16 protein-coding genes and 1 riboswitch are annotated in these 17,657 nt (G+C 33.5%); of the genes, 9 read left to right on the top strand and 7 right to left on the bottom strand.

Going from position 1 to position 17,657, the window contains the following annotated elements; translation table 11 throughout:
- Positions 1-3: 3 nt before the first annotated feature.
- The 3 genes from BM239_RS09915 to BM239_RS09905 all read right to left on the bottom strand — a co-directional run bounded on the left by BM239_RS09915 (position 4) and on the right by BM239_RS09905 (position 1,633).
- Positions 4-579, bottom strand: a complete 576-nt coding sequence (locus tag BM239_RS09915) for a DUF4252 domain-containing protein (RefSeq protein WP_092208192.1) — start codon at positions 577-579, stop codon at positions 4-6.
- A 75-nt stretch (positions 580-654) separates the two neighbouring features.
- Positions 655-1,137 (bottom strand): hypothetical protein, encoded by a 483-nt coding sequence (locus BM239_RS09910; RefSeq protein WP_092208096.1) that lies wholly within the window; start codon positions 1,135-1,137, stop codon positions 655-657.
- The gene (locus tag BM239_RS09905; RefSeq protein ID WP_092208094.1) at positions 1,124-1,633 is read right to left on the bottom strand and encodes an RNA polymerase sigma factor; all 510 of its coding nucleotides are present in this window, start codon (positions 1,631-1,633) and stop codon (positions 1,124-1,126) included. The genes BM239_RS09910 and BM239_RS09905 overlap by 14 nt, the downstream gene beginning before the upstream one ends.
- Before the next feature lie 146 nt (positions 1,634-1,779).
- Here BM239_RS09905 and BM239_RS09900 point away from each other — a divergent pair, with 146 nt between their 5' ends.
- On the top strand, positions 1,780-3,204 hold the full coding sequence (locus BM239_RS09900; protein ID WP_092208092.1) for a S41 family peptidase: 1,425 nt from the start codon (positions 1,780-1,782) through the stop codon (positions 3,202-3,204).
- A gap of 149 nt (positions 3,205-3,353) precedes the next feature.
- Here the strand turns inward: BM239_RS09900 and BM239_RS09895 are convergent, their stop codons facing one another.
- The 3 genes from BM239_RS09895 to BM239_RS09885 form a co-directional block, all read right to left on the bottom strand.
- Positions 3,354-5,975, bottom strand: a complete 2,622-nt coding sequence (locus BM239_RS09895; protein ID WP_092208090.1) for a T9SS type A sorting domain-containing protein — start codon at positions 5,973-5,975, stop codon at positions 3,354-3,356.
- Positions 5,976-6,303: 328 nt separating this feature from the next.
- Positions 6,304-7,371: a YncE family protein gene (locus BM239_RS09890; protein WP_092208088.1), complete on the bottom strand. Its 1,068-nt coding sequence runs from the start codon at positions 7,369-7,371 to the stop codon at positions 6,304-6,306.
- A 3-nt stretch (positions 7,372-7,374) separates the two neighbouring features.
- On the bottom strand, positions 7,375-9,291 hold the full coding sequence (locus tag BM239_RS09885) for a TonB-dependent receptor plug domain-containing protein (RefSeq protein ID WP_245758223.1): 1,917 nt from the start codon (positions 9,289-9,291) through the stop codon (positions 7,375-7,377).
- A riboswitch (cobalamin riboswitch) is annotated at positions 9,248-9,448 on the bottom strand. Its footprint overlaps the gene before it by 44 nt.
- Positions 9,449-9,672: 224 nt before the next feature.
- Between BM239_RS09885 and BM239_RS09880 the strand changes: the two genes are divergently transcribed.
- From BM239_RS09880 to BM239_RS09845, 8 genes are all read left to right on the top strand, one after another.
- Positions 9,673-10,830: an ABC transporter substrate-binding protein gene (locus BM239_RS09880; RefSeq protein ID WP_092208086.1), complete on the top strand. Its 1,158-nt coding sequence runs from the start codon at positions 9,673-9,675 to the stop codon at positions 10,828-10,830.
- A gap of 35 nt (positions 10,831-10,865) precedes the next feature.
- On the top strand, positions 10,866-11,888 hold the full coding sequence (locus BM239_RS09875) for a FecCD family ABC transporter permease (protein ID WP_092208084.1): 1,023 nt from the start codon (positions 10,866-10,868) through the stop codon (positions 11,886-11,888).
- 73 nt (positions 11,889-11,961) lie between these two features.
- Entirely contained in the window at positions 11,962-12,756 is a 795-nt protein-coding gene (locus BM239_RS09870; RefSeq protein ID WP_092208082.1) for an ABC transporter ATP-binding protein, read from the top strand.
- 110 nt (positions 12,757-12,866) lie between these two features.
- The gene (gene rmuC, locus BM239_RS09865; RefSeq protein ID WP_092208080.1) at positions 12,867-14,261 is read left to right on the top strand and encodes a DNA recombination protein RmuC; all 1,395 of its coding nucleotides are present in this window, start codon (positions 12,867-12,869) and stop codon (positions 14,259-14,261) included.
- A gap of 17 nt (positions 14,262-14,278) precedes the next feature.
- Positions 14,279-14,647 carry a 6-phosphogluconate dehydrogenase gene (locus tag BM239_RS09860; RefSeq protein WP_092208078.1) on the top strand — a complete coding sequence of 123 codons (369 nt, stop codon included), beginning with the start codon at positions 14,279-14,281 and terminating at the stop codon, positions 14,645-14,647.
- Position 14,648: 1 nt separating this feature from the next.
- Complete coding sequence (locus BM239_RS09855; RefSeq protein ID WP_092208188.1) at positions 14,649-15,194, top strand: acyl-CoA thioesterase; 546 nt, start codon at positions 14,649-14,651, stop codon at positions 15,192-15,194.
- Positions 15,195-15,375: 181 nt separating this feature from the next.
- Entirely contained in the window at positions 15,376-15,984 is a 609-nt protein-coding gene (locus BM239_RS09850) for a transcriptional regulator (protein WP_092208076.1), read from the top strand.
- 1 nt (position 15,985) lies between these two features.
- Positions 15,986-16,690, top strand: a complete 705-nt coding sequence (locus BM239_RS09845) for a DUF3307 domain-containing protein (protein ID WP_092208074.1) — start codon at positions 15,986-15,988, stop codon at positions 16,688-16,690.
- Positions 16,691-16,739: 49 nt separating this feature from the next.
- Here the strand turns inward: BM239_RS09845 and BM239_RS09840 are convergent, their stop codons facing one another.
- Entirely contained in the window at positions 16,740-17,591 is an 852-nt protein-coding gene (locus BM239_RS09840; protein WP_092208072.1) for a T9SS type A sorting domain-containing protein, read from the bottom strand.
- Positions 17,592-17,657: the final 66 nt, after the last annotated feature.

Below are 17,657 nucleotides of genomic sequence, written 5' to 3'. Positions count from 1 at the left end.
TTATTATTTTTTATCTTTCTTATCATTCTTTTCTAAATGTTCACCACCTGGAAGATCCATTTTTTTAGTCAATTTAGAAATTTGATTTAAATTAATATCACCTGTTAAAGAAACAACAACCGTTTCAAATTCACGTTTTTTTCCATTCATATTAATGTCCATATCTTTGGTGACTTCTCCTATACCATCAACAAACATAAGAAACTCACTTACATGATCGGAATCGCGACCTTCCTTAACATAAAAAGTCATATTCATACCATCATCTTTTACTACCATTAGTTCTTCTAATGATCCTTTTCTAGATTTTACCCATTTAGAAACATCGGCAGAAATAGCTTTATCGCCTGTTGAGATTACTTTAAAACTAGTAATACTATTCACCATATTAATATATTCTTGCGATTCTGGGTCGTCGGTATTAATGTCCATTTTTGCCAACATTTGAAACATTTTAGGCTTAATAGACACATAGGTTACTTCTGGATTTTCACTGTATTTAGCAAAAATATCTTGTGCTTGTGAAGCAATTGGCATCATCATCAATGCCAAAACGAAAATTAGGGTGTACTTTTTCATAGTGTTTGTTTTTAATTTATTTATTTTTTTGCGGTTAGCACTCGTGTTATTTTTAGTTATTGTTGTCATTTTTATCTATTGTTTATTTTTAAATATTCTATTTGTGGAATTTTCTATTTCGTTTAAGTAATTAACTTTGGACATACCATCATTTACAGCGTTCAAATAATTAACTTTTTCGAAACCTTTATTCATCTGCGTGGAAATCATTTCGAGTGATTTAACCACTTCATTATAGGCTAACATGGGATCATCATAAGTTCCTAAATCCTCTTGTGTTTGAAACGGATTACTGAAATATAAACTTACTAAAAGCACAGCGACCGCAGCAACAGACAGCCATTTGTAATTAAATGGTACTTTTGATTTTAAAGGCAATTCTTTAGTAGAAACTTCTGTCTGATTGGCTTTAAAGTATGCAAACATAGGTTTGTACATTTCTAAATGTGGTGCTACATTTTCTTGTGAAAAATAAGCCTTCAATTGTGCTTCCTCTTGAAGCGTTGTTTCGGCATTTTCGTATTTTTCAAGTAATCTTTCTATATTATTTAATACCATAATTATGTGTATTAGTTAATTTTTCACGTATTGTTTTCCGAGCTCTTGATAAGGCAACTCGTACGGCTGTTTGATTCATATCTAGCATTTTGGCAATTTCATCATAATCATATTGTTCTATATCTCGTAACTGAATCACCATTTTTTGTTGTTCTGGTAAATCTGCCATAATTTTATTTACCCATTCTAGACTGTCGTTTAGCTCAACTTCTTTTTGTAAAGACACATTATGATCTTCATAATTGCTATGTACAATTTTTAAATTTTGCGCTTGTTTGGATTTTAATTTATCTAAACAAAAATTTTTTGTCATGGTCATTGAAAAAGCTTCTATATTTTTATAGTTGCCCATTTTATTTTGATTCTTCCACAACTTTAAGATAATCTCTTGAGTAGCATCTTCTGCTTCCTCTCGAGATACAAGTAGTCGCTTGGCTAAACGAAAAACTTTATCTTTAAATGGCATGACAATATTTAAAAATTCTGTCTGTGTCATAGTTTGTGGTTAATAAGTAGTAACTGGTTTTTGGTTACTTACTATTACGACGAATGATAACTTAATTTGTTACAAATAATTTTTATTATGTTATAAAGTAACTACTTTTAATTCGACAAAAAAGAAAAATTAAATTGATAATAGCTATGAAAAATAAAACTATTTATTTACTTATTATTTGCGCATCTGCCCTATTTACAGGGTGTTTTGAAGACATAGATGATAACCCAGCATCCACAAGAGACTTAAATGATTTTGTTTGGCGAGGTTTAAATACCTACTACTTGTACAAAGATAATGTTCCAGATTTAGCTAACAATCGATTTGATTCTGGTTCTTACGAGGCTTTTTTAAATAGTTATGCATCTCCAGAATCTCTCTTTGAATATTTACGCTACCAACCACAAACGGTTGATAGATTTAGTTGGATAACTTCCAATTACATTTTATTAGAACAACAATTAAATGGCACTACACTTAACAATGGTATGGACTACGGACTTATGCGTTATCCTAATGGCTCCAATAATGTATTTGGATATGTTGGTTACGTATTGCCTAATTCCAGTGCCAGCAATCAAGGCATCGTACGAGGAACTATTTTTTACGCCGTTAATGGAATACCGCTTAACACAAATAATTTTAATAGCTTATTACAAAACACAACCTACACCATCAATTTAGCGGATTATGATGATAATGGTACAGCGGTCACTAATGATGATATAATTACACCAAATGGCCAGAGCATGACACTCTCAAAGTCTACCTTAACTGAAAACCCTATTTTTAAAACAGATATCTTTGAAGTTGCTGGACAAAACGTGGGTTATTTAATGTATAATGGTTTTACCAGAGATTTCGACTCACAATTAAATGCTGTTTTTGGAGATTTTCAAGCGAATAACATTCAGAATTTAGTTTTGGATTTACGTTATAATTCGGGAGGCTCTGTTAATACAGCTATTTTATTGTCTAGTATGATAGCTGGACAAACTGGTAATGTATTTAGCACAGAACAATGGAATACCGATATTCAATCGCAACTATCTGTTGAACAAACCACAAATTACTTTACTGACAATGATGCTGGAGCTCCTTTAAACATTTTAAACCTGAACAAGGTGTATGTTTTAACCACAAAACGATCAGCATCGGCCAGTGAATTAGTTATAAACAGTCTAGAACCTTATATAGATGTGGTGCATATTGGCACGGAAACGGCTGGAAAATTTCAAGCTTCAATAACTTTATATGATGCTCCTGATTTTCGACGTGCAAATGCAAACCCTTCTCATTTATATGCCATGCAGCCTTTAGTTTTAAAATCGTTAAATGCTGTTGGCAATACGGATTACAGTCAAGGGCTTTTTCCAGATATTACACAAGCTGAAAATTACAGCAATATGGGGACACTTGGCTCCGAAACGGAACCCCTTTTAGCAACAGCACTACAACTTATTTTAGATGATTCACGTCCATATTTACCCCAAACTGAACCTTTGGATTTAATTGGTGATAAAACGAATTTTCTATTAACTGGTAATGGTATGTATAAGGAATTAGATTAGCTGATAGATGTTAGATGTTAGATGTTAGATGTTAGTGTAGAAAATTAAAATATGGCATTAAAACCACCTAACATTATTAAAGTTAATTAAACAAAAAACCCAGACAAATGTCTGGGTTTTTATTTATAGATTGATAACTACTTCACATATTAATTTTTAATAACGCGAATTGTTTTTGTAGCACCACCTATCGTTACTTTTACAAAGTAAGCACCTGTTTGTAAGTTAGACATGTCTACCTCACTTGCCATAGTATTAGGTGCTGTACGAAGTACTTCTTGACCTAACATATTATAAACAGCTACATTATTTATATTACTAACACCTTTTAATGTTAATGTATTTTGAACAGGATTTGGATAATACGTAAAGCCAGTTAATCCAAAATCCTCAAGTGTTAATGGTGAGCAACCAACAGTAGCTTCCCAACCTTCTCTAGTAACTGAACTATCAGATGTAAACACGAAAGTTAAACATCCTGAAGCATCAGTAGATGAAATGGTCATACCTTGAAGATCTCCTGTTCCGCCTGGAGTAGCATCATCTCTATCCCAACACCAAATGGTTCCACCTCCTGGAGGATCAATAGTTGCTGCAGTTGCATCTGCACCATTATGAATGGTTAATCCGTCAAAACAAGCGGAAGCACCGTTATTTTCTGTACTGAAAAACGTAAAAGTTACGTCAACGGCATCACCAGTTACATCTGGACAAATAGTTGTTGTAATGTTAGCAGAATTTGAGTAATCACTAGCAACTCCGCCAGTATCATAAAAATCATCGCCACAAGCTGGAGGCAAGTCTGCTGTTGTAAATGTAAATGGTCCAGCCCAAGGACTTTTATCTGACACACTACATCCTGAACGTACATAGAATTCATAAGTTGTAGAAGCTGTTAAACCTCCTAAAGTATAAGGATTATCTCCTACATTATCTGTACCTGCTGAAGGTGTTTCTGTTGGAGTAAAGTTTTCTAATCCCCATTCAATATCCCAAACCATAGCAGTACCATTTTCGGTCCAACCTAAATCTGCTGATGTTGTGGTAATGCCAGTAGCTGTTAAAGCTGTAGGTAATGGGCACGTAGGTGGTGTGTTTAAACAAAATGTAACAGCACCAAAATTATCATTACCCCAATCGTAAAGTCTTACATAGTAGGTGTCTCCAGAAGTTAATCCTGTAAAGCTAGCAGTAGCAGATGTTGTACAACCAACTTCCACTAAAGAACCGCATGAACCACTATATAACTCTAATTGAGTTGTTGAAAAAGCTGAAGCACTTCGTGTATAAACAATTTCTGTCTCACCAGCAGGCATTTCAAACTGATACCAAATATCGCCACCTGCATAAGTAGCAGTAGCACAACCAGCTTGAGCAACACCTGAATCCGTTGCTCCTGTATTATTTCCAGTTACAGAAGTTCCGCAAGAACCTAGTCCAACCGGAGCTAATTCTGCATTTGCACAGTCGTCATTTGTAGGAGGACAAGCATCAAAACCGTAAGTACCTAGAGTGAAATCGCAAACTGAATCAGAATGCTCAACATCTAAAGTTGTATCTACACCAAAAGCATAAGGACCGAAAGTAACAGTACCTGTAAATGTCTGTGGCGTAGTACCATCTGTAATGGTAGTTGCATCGCCCGTATTAGTTACATTAACTTCAATGGTATAAGTAGAAGCACCACAGTCTTCAATAACGGTTGCAGTGGCTTCACCTGCCGTACATGCTAAACAAACTACATCATAATCCCATGGGGTATAACCTTCCGAACTACAAGATGTGGAACCATCTGATTGGATTCTAACAGTAATTGCGTCTCCAGAAGATGTAAAAGTTAATCCAGTTAAGTCACCTGCAGTACCATATCCGTTATATAGTTCAGTTGTTCCATCTGAATCTAAGATAATCAGTTCATCCCAATTATTCTCAACTTGACCAGCGTTAAAAGTGACTACTAATTGAGATCCATCGCTACTTTGGTAAAGGAAATCTGTAGTTTCACTTATACCATAACAATAAGTGGCATTTAAAGGTGTACCACAAGTAACAATATTTGGACAATCATCATAGGAGAAATCTCCAATTGTAAAATCACAAACTACGTCGCTATGTACTACAGATAGTGTTTGTGTAGTACCAGTTGCAAATGGCCCAGCCATAGCAGTTGTTCCAGAAATAGGATAATTAGTAGTTCCATCAGAAACACTTGTAGCATCACCTACCGTTGTAAAATCCACATTAACCATAAAGGTTCCAGCTGCACAATCTTCCACTATAGTCGATGTATTAACCACTGCAAATGTACAGGCAGGTGGCGTGTATGAAAACGCTTCAGAGACCTCTAATTCTTGAGCTTGGGTATCTCCCCAATTAGAAGTTGCATCATCATCATTTCCGTCATCTGGCGAAACACCGCCATTATTAGCGACTAAAAGCCCTCCACCTGCAGGAGCTGATCTTATTTCATAGGTGTCTCCATCCCAAGAATCATCATAACGATCATAGGCATTAATATAATAAGTAGAACCATCATCTACAGTAAAAGCTGCATCAGTTAATAACCCCTGAGCATTACCATAAGTTCCATCTCCTTGAGCAAAAATAACAGTACCAGTTCCGTCAGGACCAGTTGTTATACTTACCCACTTTTCAGTATCACAACAACCATTATCTATGGCTGTAAAATACAAAGTTGATGTCTGCGCATTAACCTGCCATGAAAAGGCAAAAGCTAAAAACGCAAAAATTTGAAGTGTAAATTTTTTCATTTTTAAATTGGTTTTAATTAAATTAATAGTGCAACAATATATCACAATTAAAAAGTTTATACCATATAGCAATGATTGTTATCGATAAAACGCATTATTTTATCGTTAAAAAGTTGTTAATTTTTATGCATGCATAATATAATTCTTAATTAATTATCTTATCAGTAATTGTATTCAAAATATATTTAGAACATCTGTTATAATTATATATTTTATTGAAAATTTAGCAAAACACATGACACAAAAACAAATAAAAAAAAACCACGTATTCAGCAAGTTGAAAACGTGGTTTAATCTGTATTAAATGATAAGATGACTTTTAACCTGATTAGTTAAAATAAATTTTTGAGGGTACCAAACCGACTTCAAATGTGTGAATTTTAATATTTGAATTTAAATCATAAACTAAAAAATCACCTAAAGAATTGTAATCTTTTGCATCTGTTACATATAATTTATCTGCTTTCACAGCCATTCCGTATGTAGTTATATTACCCAAATTAATAATAGGCGTGGTTGGCAAGGTTGTTTCAAAATCAGCCATCTTATAAACCGCATTGTTAGCAGTGAAATATAGGTTTCCATTGCTATAACTCATTAGAGATGGATGTACACCATCAGCAAATGCAAATGTATCAGAAACAGTATCCGTACTTAAATCGATTTTTGTAATGGAACCTTCAGTTTCATTACCTGTCCCAGATGGGTTTCCTTCGCATAGCACAATTAACTCGCGCGCGTTATTAATAATCATTTCATCCGGGACATCATTAACCACAATGTTACTTACTACATTGGTTTCTAAATCCACTACCGAAATTATATTATTTGTATTGTAGCCACCTTTATGAGATACATACAATTTATTGGCATAAACAACCATTTGTTCAGGACCTTCAGCTATTGGAATAGTCGTTTCTACTAAATTGGTTTCTAAATTTATTACTGCAATAAAATCGTCTGTCGTGTCAAATCCATCTCCCCAATTTGTCACATAGCCTTTGCCATTTGAAAACACCATAAAACGCGGTAAATTTAAACCCGTAGTTATTGTTGCCTCCTTTAAAAACGTATAGCGATTTACCACATGTATATTATTATTATCAACAATAATGTAAGCAGTTGCACCATTAAAACCTACAGATTGAACATAAGTACCCAAATCTTCAGCATTAGCATTACTAAAAATGGTATTCTCTATTGTTGAATATGCATTAGATATGTAAGAGACAGAACCTGTTTGCGCACTTCCGCCTTCAGCACTTACTAAAATACCATTGTCATATTCACCTAACGTGGTTGGAGTTTCAATAAAATTATCATCATCACTACTACAGGATGTGAATACAAATGCAAATAACAGACTAAACGTTAAAAATTTAATTACGTGTTTCATAGTTTAAAAATTGAGGTTAAAATAAAAATTATAGTTAATGCCAGGCATATAGCGGTTTGCCACGCTCTGGTAGTTTTCGTTAAATAGATTTTTAAGTTGTATACCAAACCTATATTGTTTGGTTGCACCCAACGCATATTCAGCACCAATATTGGAAACTGTATAAGCATCAAGCGTATATTTTGGGTTGTTATCTGATAAGGTAAAAACGTCTCCAACATATAGTAGTTGGTAATATGTGGACACCCTCTTAAATGTGTAATTAAAATAACCCGCAGCTTTATGATTGGGAACATAAATAAGCTGCTTTTTTGTTTGCTGATTTTCCGAAATTGTATAACCATAAGTGGCTTCAATTAAAAAATGATGATTCTGAAATTGCTGTTTAATAGCCAGTTTGGTTTCTAAACCGTAGGTTTTTACATGATCGGTATTAATAGGTTTCCATGAGGAGGCTGTTGGTACCCAACGAATCATATCTTGAATATCATTATAATAGCCCGTTACGGACAATGAGATGCCTTTATATTGAAACGCGTGTCCCATTTCTACCTGATAAGAATCTTCAGGGTTTAATTCCGTATTACCACTACCCTCCCAATACAAATCGTTAAAAGTTGGCATCCGAAAATTTCGAGAACCATTCAAAGTCATCGTATAAAACTCAAATGGTGTATAATTCACACCAACATGAAATAAAAATGGGGTTTTGTAATTTTCCGTGAGTTCTTTTCTGAACGATACTTCGTACAACAATCTGGAAGTAATGTTGTGTTTTAAAAGTAAATTTAAAGATGTTATGGTACGCGATTCATTTTCTATTGAAGCCCCTTCAGCTGTTGTTTGCGTCACATCAATAACCGAATTAAGTAGCAGGTTTTTATGCACTTTAAAAGCCAAATCATGTTTTAAAATAATGGTCTTGGCTTCAGCTCCTGTTGAATTTTCCTTGTTTATGTTTGCAAAATAATTATAATCCTCCGTTATGTAGGCCAACTTTAATCGCGATGTAAATTGATTGTATAAACCAACCCACTCCATTAAATTCCGGGTGTTATAATCTTGATATTTTGTAGGCGTTTCGGAAGCAAATATTTGCGAAAAATGCCGTTCACCATCATATAAATAACTATATAATTTTAAGGTGTTTTTTGCATTGATTTTGTACGCCACATTTGCTGAAATGCTTTGATTGTAATAGTTACCGTTAGTATTCTGTTTTTCAGAATCTACAAAGTCATAATCGTTTTCGGAATTGGTACGACTCATTTCAAAATTAACGGCAAATTTATCTGAAGACATACCCGATTTAAAACTACCATCCCACGTATTGAAACTTCCGTACCGTAAAAACAGACTATTTTTAAAACCCTGATTAAATCTCAACTGATTATTAAGGTGAATGGTTCCACCTATAGCACCACTACCATAAAGCACACTTCCGCCTCCGCTCCTAACTGTTATATTATCAAAATTTCTAATATTGATGGTATTAAAGTCGGTTTGACCATTAAACTGCGAATTGATATTTATACCATTCCAAACTACAGCAGTTTGTTGTGCCGTTGTTCCTCTGAATGAAGCTGAAGATACCATACCCAAGCCATTCTCCTTAAAATAAATAAGCGAATTATAATTTAAGACATCTGTTAAAGACGCAGCACTTCGTGTTAAAATTGTATCGGAAAGTTGTTCGGTTTTTTGAGTTTGAGAAAAGCGATTTAAACCCATATCCGTTTTTAAAATCACTTCATCCAATTGCTGTAAGGAATCTAAAGCTGATTGAGACCATGCACCAGTGGTAATACTAACTAGAAAAATAAAAATTATATGCCGTTTCATATCCATGAAGCCTTTTACCCGAAAGCTTTTTGTTTTTAAGGTTATGAAATTGGCAGGTCTCCTGACTTGCGTCTTCATGTTGGTCTTCCCATTCAATTTGAACAGTGACTTGAAGTGAAACATGAAGCTTTATAGCTTACAGTTGCGGGAACAGTTCTGGATTTTAACCAGATTCCCTTTTAATTGATGTAATCGTGCGTTTTTATCAACAATAAGCTGTCTTAAAAAAATGCTGATTTACCATCAAACCAAATTCAAGGCAAAAGTAATTATTCTTTTGAGATAAGTAACAGGAAGTTTATTTTTTCTTATTCATTTTATAAAGTAAATAAATAAAACCTGCTAAAAAATGAAATATAATAACACCAGCTACTATATATAATGTTACATTTGAACCGTCACGCATAGTTAAAAATTTTCTATAAATTTACGTGATTTTTAATCGGTTAAACGTTACAAATGTTACATAAAAAGATAGTTTTTATTACACTTTTAGTGAGTTTATTTTTCTGGAATTGTCAAGATAAATCCAAGCAAGAAAACAACCTACCAGAAGGCAGCAAATCATCCGTGAAAATTGATTATGCCACAGGTTTTGCTATTACTAATTATGAAAATTACTCACTGCTAACCATAAACAACCCTTGGCCAGATTCCGATAAAAACTACCGCTATCTTTTACTCACAAAAACGCAAGCTGCTGTGAGTACATTTAACAAAAATGATTACGATGGTATTATTACTATTCCTGTTGAAAAAATGGTAGTTACATCAACAACTCATATTCCTGCATTGGAATTATTAGAAGTTGAAAACACCTTAATAGGATTTCCTGGAACAGACTATATTTCTTCCGAAAAAACACGAAAATTAATTGATTCCGGTGCTGTTAGGGAACTTGGTAAAAACGAGGGTCTTAATACCGAAGTTTTATTAGAACTAAACCCAAGTGTGGTTATTGGCTTCGGTATTGATGGAAATAACAAAAGTTTTGAAACCATTAGAAAGTCAGGAATCCCTGTTGTTTATAATGGTGATTGGGTAGAAACTTCACCCCTTGCTAAAGCGGAATGGGTTAAGTTTTTTGGCGCGCTTTATAATAAAAGCGCCCAAGCTGAAACCATTTTTAAAAGTATTGAGACCGATTATTTAGAAGCTAAAAAACTAGCTAAAAATGCCGCTAACAAACCACGCGTTTTAAGTGGTGCTATGCATAAAGATATTTGGTATCTGCCAAGCGGAACAAGTCCAGAGGCCCAACTTTTAAAAGATGCCAACGTAAACTATTTATGGGCAAATTCAGAAAGCAAAGGCAGTTTAGCTTTAAATTTTGAAGTTGTTTTTGATAAAGCCAAAGATGCTGATGTTTGGATTAGTCCTTCCTATTACAACTCATTAAACGCTTTAGAGAAAGCCAATGTGCACTACACACAATTTGAAGCTTTTAAAAATAAAAATATTTATTCTTTTGTTAATACAGCTGGAAAAACGGGTGGTGTTACCTATTACGAAATAGGCACAGCTAGACCAGATTTGGTGTTAAAAGATTTGGTGAAAATAACACATCCTGAATTACTCGAAAATTATGAATTACAGTTTTTTAAACGGTTAGAATAAACCGATATTTGCACGAATTAGGTTTTTAATCCTTTATGAACATCAATTATACATACGCTTTCATTTTACTTATAATAGTTTTGATTATTTGCTTTTTAGTAAATATCAGTTTAGGTTCAGTGCCTATTCCATTGGGAGCTATTTTTGAAAGTTTTATTGGTACTTTAGAGCATGAATCTTGGCCTTATATTATTAAGGAATACCGTTTGCCAAAAGCATTTACAGCGGTTTTAGTGGGTTCTGGTTTAGGTATTTCTGGATTATTAATGCAAACACTTTTTAGAAATCCTTTAGCAGGTCCTTTTGTTTTAGGGATTAGTTCTGGTGCCAGTTTAGGTGTTGCGCTCGTTATTTTAGGTGCTGGTATTTTTAGTGGCGCTTTTGCCTCTATTTTTGTATCCAAATGGAGTATTATTATTGCAGCTAGTTTGGGGAGTTTCCTAGTATTATCAGCTGTTTTAGTTGTTTCTTCAAAAGTGAGAGATACCATGGCAATTCTTATAATTGGACTTATGTTTGGTAGTATTACAGCTGCTGTTGTAAGCGTCCTCTCCTACTTTAGTAGCGCTGAACAATTACAGCAATATATTTTCTGGGGTTTTGGAAGCTTGGGTAATTTATCTTGGCAGGAATTGGGTATTTTCTTTTTGGTTTATAGTCTTGGTATGCTATTAAGCATTTTCTCAATTAAAGGTTTAAACTCACTTTTATTAGGTGAAAATTATGCAAAAAGTCTCGGACTAAACATCAAACAAACGCGCCTCATTATTATTGTTGCCACCAGCTTATTAGCTGGCACGATAACTGCTTTTGCAGGACCTATTGCTTTTATAGGTTTAGCCATTCCTCATATAACTCGACAAGTTTTTACAACGTCTAACCATAAAATATTAATTCCAGCCGTATTTTTGTTTGGTGCTATCATTATGCTTATTTGCGATAGCATTGCGCAATTACCAACTAGTGATTATACCTTACCAATCAACGCGATTACGTCGTTATTTGGTGCTCCTGTGGTAATTTGGTTATTGGTACGTAAACGTAAAATGTTATTTTAAAATAGATAAGTGTACACTTCATTTGCCATTCAAAGCCTTGTGAAGAACACTAAAAAACAGAAATTAAGTATTAGTGACTAAAACAAATCAACATACCATTCTTAAAACGGAAAACCTCTCCATCGGTTATGCTTCTAAAAAAGCAAATACTATTGTTACCTCCCATATTAATATGGTGTTACAAAAAGGGCAATTAGTAGGTTTGGTTGGTGCTAATGGTATTGGCAAGTCTACACTGTTACGGACACTTACCAATGTGCAAGATAAGTTATCGGGAAATGTATTGCTGAAAGGGGAAAATTTAGAGACCTACTCAAATACCGATTTAGCTAAAACTATGAGTTTGGTATTAACTGAAAAAATTGCCTCTAAAAATTTATCTGTTTTTGAATTAGTTGCTCTAGGCAGACAGCCGTATACCAATTGGGTTGGGAATTTATCTGCTAATGATTTAGAGGTCGTCAATCGGGCTTTGAACCAAACAAATATTGAAGCATTAAAAGACAAAAAGTGTTTTGAATTAAGTGATGGACAATTACAAAAAGTCATGATTGCACGTGCTTTAGCTCAAGATACCGATTTAATTATTCTGGATGAACCCACTACGCATTTGGATATGTATCATAAAGCGTATATTTTAAAATTGCTTCAAAAGTTGGTTAAAGAAACCCATAAAACCATTCTGTTTTCTTCGCATGAAATAGATTTAGCTATTCAGTTGTGTGACACTATGGTGGTCATGACAGACAACACAGTTATAACCGATACGCCTTGCAATCTTATTTCAAAAGGTGTTTTTGAAACCCTTTTCCCTAAAGATTTAATTGCTTTTGATAATCATTCAGGAAGTTTCAAAATTATTAAGTAAAGCGCAAAAATACTTTGTTTAGTTTCCATAGGTATTCAAAAAACTTCACATAAGTAATTTTATAACTTCCAACTAAAAAAATTATCTTTGATAAAATTCTCTTTTTTAAAATGAACGACAGCCTTATTCTCATTATTGCTATTATTTTTTCGGGTGCTATAGGTGCTTATATTGGACTCACTATTTCCAAACTTAAAAACAAAAGCGAAACAAGCACTCTTGAGGAGCGAAACACTAATTTGCAACAACAGCTATCTAATTTAAAGGTGTCTTTTGATGAAGAAACCCAAAAACAACAATCCTATTTTAATCAACAAACAACGGATTTAAAAGAACTCCTATCCAAAATTGAAATTGATAGAGATGACATTAGAAAGGAAAAAGAACTTCTAAATTCTGAATTAGCACGACGCAATTCAGAATACGAAAACTTGGAGCAACAACTTTTAAAACGAGATGAAGAGTTAGTACACCAACAAGAACAATTACGTAAAGATTTTGAGCTATTAGCCACCAAAATTTTAGATGAGAAAAGTGAAAAATTCACCCTTCAGAATAAAGAAAACATCAAGCAAATACTAAACCCTTTACAAGAAAAAATTCAGATTTTCGAGAAAAAAGTAGAAGACACCCAAAAAGAAAGCATTAGCATGCATTCGGCATTAAAAGAACAGCTTTTAGGCTTAAAAGATTTAAACCAGCAAATGACTAAAGAAGCTACAAACCTAACTAGAGCTTTAAAAGGCGACAGTAAAATGCAAGGAAATTGGGGCGAATTGGTGTTGGAGCGTGTTTTAGAAAAATCTGGTTTGGAAAAAGACCGCGAGTATTTTGTTCAGCAAAGTTTTACGCGTGAAGATGGCTCACGGGTTCTACCTGATGTTGTACTGCATCTACCCGATAACAAACGAATGATAATTGATAGTAAGGTATCCTTAACCGACTATGAGCGTTTAGTAAATGCTGAAGATACTGATAGACCAATGTGGTTAAAAGCACACGTGAATTCTATTAAAAAGCATGTGGATCAGCTTTCTGATAAAAAATATGAAGATTTATATGATATAGAATCTCCCGATTTCGTGCTCATGTTTATCCCAATTGAGCCTGCCTTTGCGGTTGCTATAAATGAAGATAACTCGCTTTATAACAAAGCTTTCGAAAAAAACATTGTTATTGTTACACCTGCCACGTTATTAGCTACATTACGTACCATTGATACCATGTGGAACAATGAAAAACAACAGCGCAATGCTTTAGAAATTGCTAAACAGGCTGGTGCACTTTATGATAAGTTTGAAGGATTAGTAATAGATTTAACAAGTGTAGGCAAAAAAATAGATGCAGCAAAATCAGATTATTCTTCAGCCATGAATAAATTAGTAGCCGGTAAAGGGAATATTATTGGACGTGTAGAAAAACTAAAGAAAATGGGTGCCAAAGCCAAAAAAGCTTTACCAGAAGCCATTTTAAAAAGAGCAGAACTGTCAGACGATGACGAATAAATTATAAAAAACATACTATGAAAAATATATTAACCAAATTAATTGTCGCATTAGTGCTAGTCATAATTGGTTATGGCTGTTTTATCTATTTTGCTACCTATAGTGAAGGTATTCGTGCTGGCGAACTTGTTAAATTTAGTAGTAAGGGCGTTATTATAAAAACTTGGGAAGGCGAAATAAGTCAAGGGGTTTCAGAAGCACAGTTATTTGAATTCTCTGTAGAAGATAGCGAAAAACAAGTTATTCAAGATTTAAAAGATCTACAGGGCAAATATGTGAAATTACATTATTTTGAGCGCTACAAAAAATTATTTTGGCTGGGTGACACCAAATACTTTATCACCAAAGTTGTAGAGGATGTTGAACGTAATAACAGGCGTTTTTAAAATGGAAAAAACATTTAAAACCGTTGCAAGTTCCCGTACTAGTATAGCCGAATTAATGCAACCGTCACATTCCAATTTTGGCGGTAAAATTCATGGTGGCTATATGCTAAACCTTATGGATCAGATAGCCTTTGCTTGTGCTGCAAAACATTCTAAACACTACTGTGTTACCGCTTCTGTTGATACGGTTAATTTTCTTCAACCCATAGAAATAGGTGAAATTGTAACCTTAAAAGCTTCCATTAATTATGTTGGAAATACCTCCATGGTGGTTGGTATCCGGGTAGAAGCTGAAAATATTAAGACAGGTATGATTAAACATTGTAATTCATCCTATTTTACCATGGTTGCAAAAGATGATTCGGGAAAATCGGCTCAAGTACCTGGTTTAATTTTAAATTCTGAAGAAGAAGTTAAACGGTTTTTAAAAGCTATAAAACGCAATAAAACCAAGCGTAACAGACATATTGAGTTTAATAGCCAAGATTTTGTTTTGGAAAATTACATGAATGAATTAGCCGATTATAATATTAAAATTGATTTGTAATCTAACTTATATAACTAATCATCTTTTAAGATAGGTTTTGATTACCAAGCATTTGGATATCTCAATAAAATATTCGATATTTGATTATTCCTTTAAAATGGAATAATAATAATTATTCCTTAATTATAGAATATTTTAAATTATTCGTGAATAAAGGCATATAGTTAAAGCATTTATTTTTATGACTAGCGTAGTTACAGGAGATATCATAAACTCTAAAAACGTAAAACCAACAATATGGTTACCACTTTTAAAAAAAGCACTTACCTTTTTGGAGCCCAATACACAGTTATGGGAAGTGTATAGAGGCGATAGTTTTCAAATTGAAATAAAGAAACCTCAAAACAGCTTTTTACATGCTGTTTACTTAAAAGCGTGTATTAAAGAAATCAAAGGTTTAGATGTACGTTTAGCCATTGGAATTGGAACTAAAGAGTACCAAGGAGAGCGTGTTACCGAGTCCAATGGAGAAGCCTTTCAGTTTTCAGGTGAAACATTAGAAAACCTAAAGAAAGATAAAGTTAATTTAAAGGTAAAAACACCAAATGCTATTTTAAATAGAGACCTAAATTTATACTTTAAATTAGCGCTAATTAGTATGGATAATTGGACGGTAAGTTCGGCAGAAATTGTAAAAACACATATTGAAAATCCCACTAAAATTCAAAGCGATTTGGCTCAAATAATTGGTATTAATCAAGAAGCCGTAAGCAAACGTATGAAACGTGCTAATCTTGAAGAAATATTAGAGCTAAACGCCTTGTTTGTTCATAAAATAAGTGACTTGTAATATGATACTATTGTTAAAACTAATTTTGGCTCATTTAATTGGAGATTTTATACTTCAACCAAAATCATGGGTGAAAAGTAAAGAAAAGCGAAAACTAAAATCGCCTAAACTGTACTTACATGTGGCTATTCATATGGCTCTGTTATTAGTTTTTGTATGGGATATATCGTATTGGCCACTACTCTTAACCCTAACATTTCTGCATTTAATAATAGATGCTATAAAGCTCATCTTCCAAACTAAAAAAAGTAAACGACAATGGTTTTTTATTGATCAAATATTACACATAGTTAGTATCTTTTTAACCTATTATCTCTACACAAATACAACATTTACAATATTTGAAATACCAACAGAATCTGCCTTACTTTTACTTACCTGCTTGCTGTTTTTAACCAAACCAGTATCCATCATCATGCAAGCTATTTTTAGTAAATGGAATATAGAAAAACTAACAAAGGGTAACGAATCACTAAAAGATGCCGGACAATATATTGGTATTTTAGAGCGTCTATTAGTATTTATATTCATAATTATGAATCATTGGGAAGCTGTTGGTTTTTTAATTACTGCAAAGTCTGTTTTTAGATTTGGAGATTTAAAAGAAAGCAAACACCGTAAACTCACTGAATATATTTTAATAGGCACACTTATTAGCTTTGGTATTGCCATTATTACAGGTATAACATTTCAAATATTGGCATAAAAAAACCACCAGATAAATCCAGTGGTTTGTAGGTATGTGTTAAATTATGTTATTGCTTTACAAAACGTTTTGATATTGTTTCTTTACTATTAGAAATACGAACTAAATATACTCCACTATTCCATTGGCTTACGTTAATAGATGCTTTGGCATTATTAAGGCTGCCTTGATAAACACGAGATCCTAAAATATTATATACTTCTATTTTAGAGTAATTATTTACTCCTGGAGTATGGATATTCAACCTCGATTTACTTGGGTTTGGATAAATAGTAAAACCTAACTCTTTGCTAAATTCTGGACGGTTTAACGTTGTTGAAGCTGTTATATTATCAACACGTAAAGTGGCAATAATTTCTTCACCCTTCCAATTATCAATAGAAGAATTACTTAAAATACGCATGGTAGAAACAGCACTTAAAACATCAGTTACAGAAGCAGGTCCTTGAACAATAGTAAAACCAGATGCATCCAGAGGTAAAACAATGTTAGTCCAAGGGGTTCCTTGAGCTAAAAAAACAGGATTTGTAGAAACAATACGTGTTCCCATTGGTCCCTGAAAAGCTAACCGTAAATTTAAATCGTTTGTTAAGGCTTGCGCATCAAATTGTATTTCAACAATACCTTCTGAAACAAAATCACCAGACCATTGGGAATTGGCGTTAAAAAATACCATTCTACTGGCAGTGCCACCACCACCTAAAGAAGAGTATTCTAAAAAATTATCATCTACACCATCAGGTCCACCAGTTGAAATATTTACTGGTGCTCCTGACGAAGAACCAATAATCCAATTCTGAACTGTTCCGTCTTCAAAATTATCAATTTGTCCGGCACTAACTTGCGCAAAAGCACAAAACGATAGCGTTAAAAAAGGTAAAAAAAGTAGTTTTTTAATCATAGCAGTGATATTTATAACACAAAAGTAATGATTTTTTCCACGATATGTATAAAAAACTTCTCTAAT

The organism is Algorimicrobium echini (genome assembly GCF_900115185.1).
In the GTDB taxonomy this organism is placed as follows: domain Bacteria; phylum Bacteroidota; class Bacteroidia; order Flavobacteriales; family Flavobacteriaceae; genus Algorimicrobium; species Algorimicrobium echini.
The sequence above is the reverse complement of the archived record's forward strand: the minus strand, read 5'-3'. Positions and strand labels throughout refer to the sequence as shown.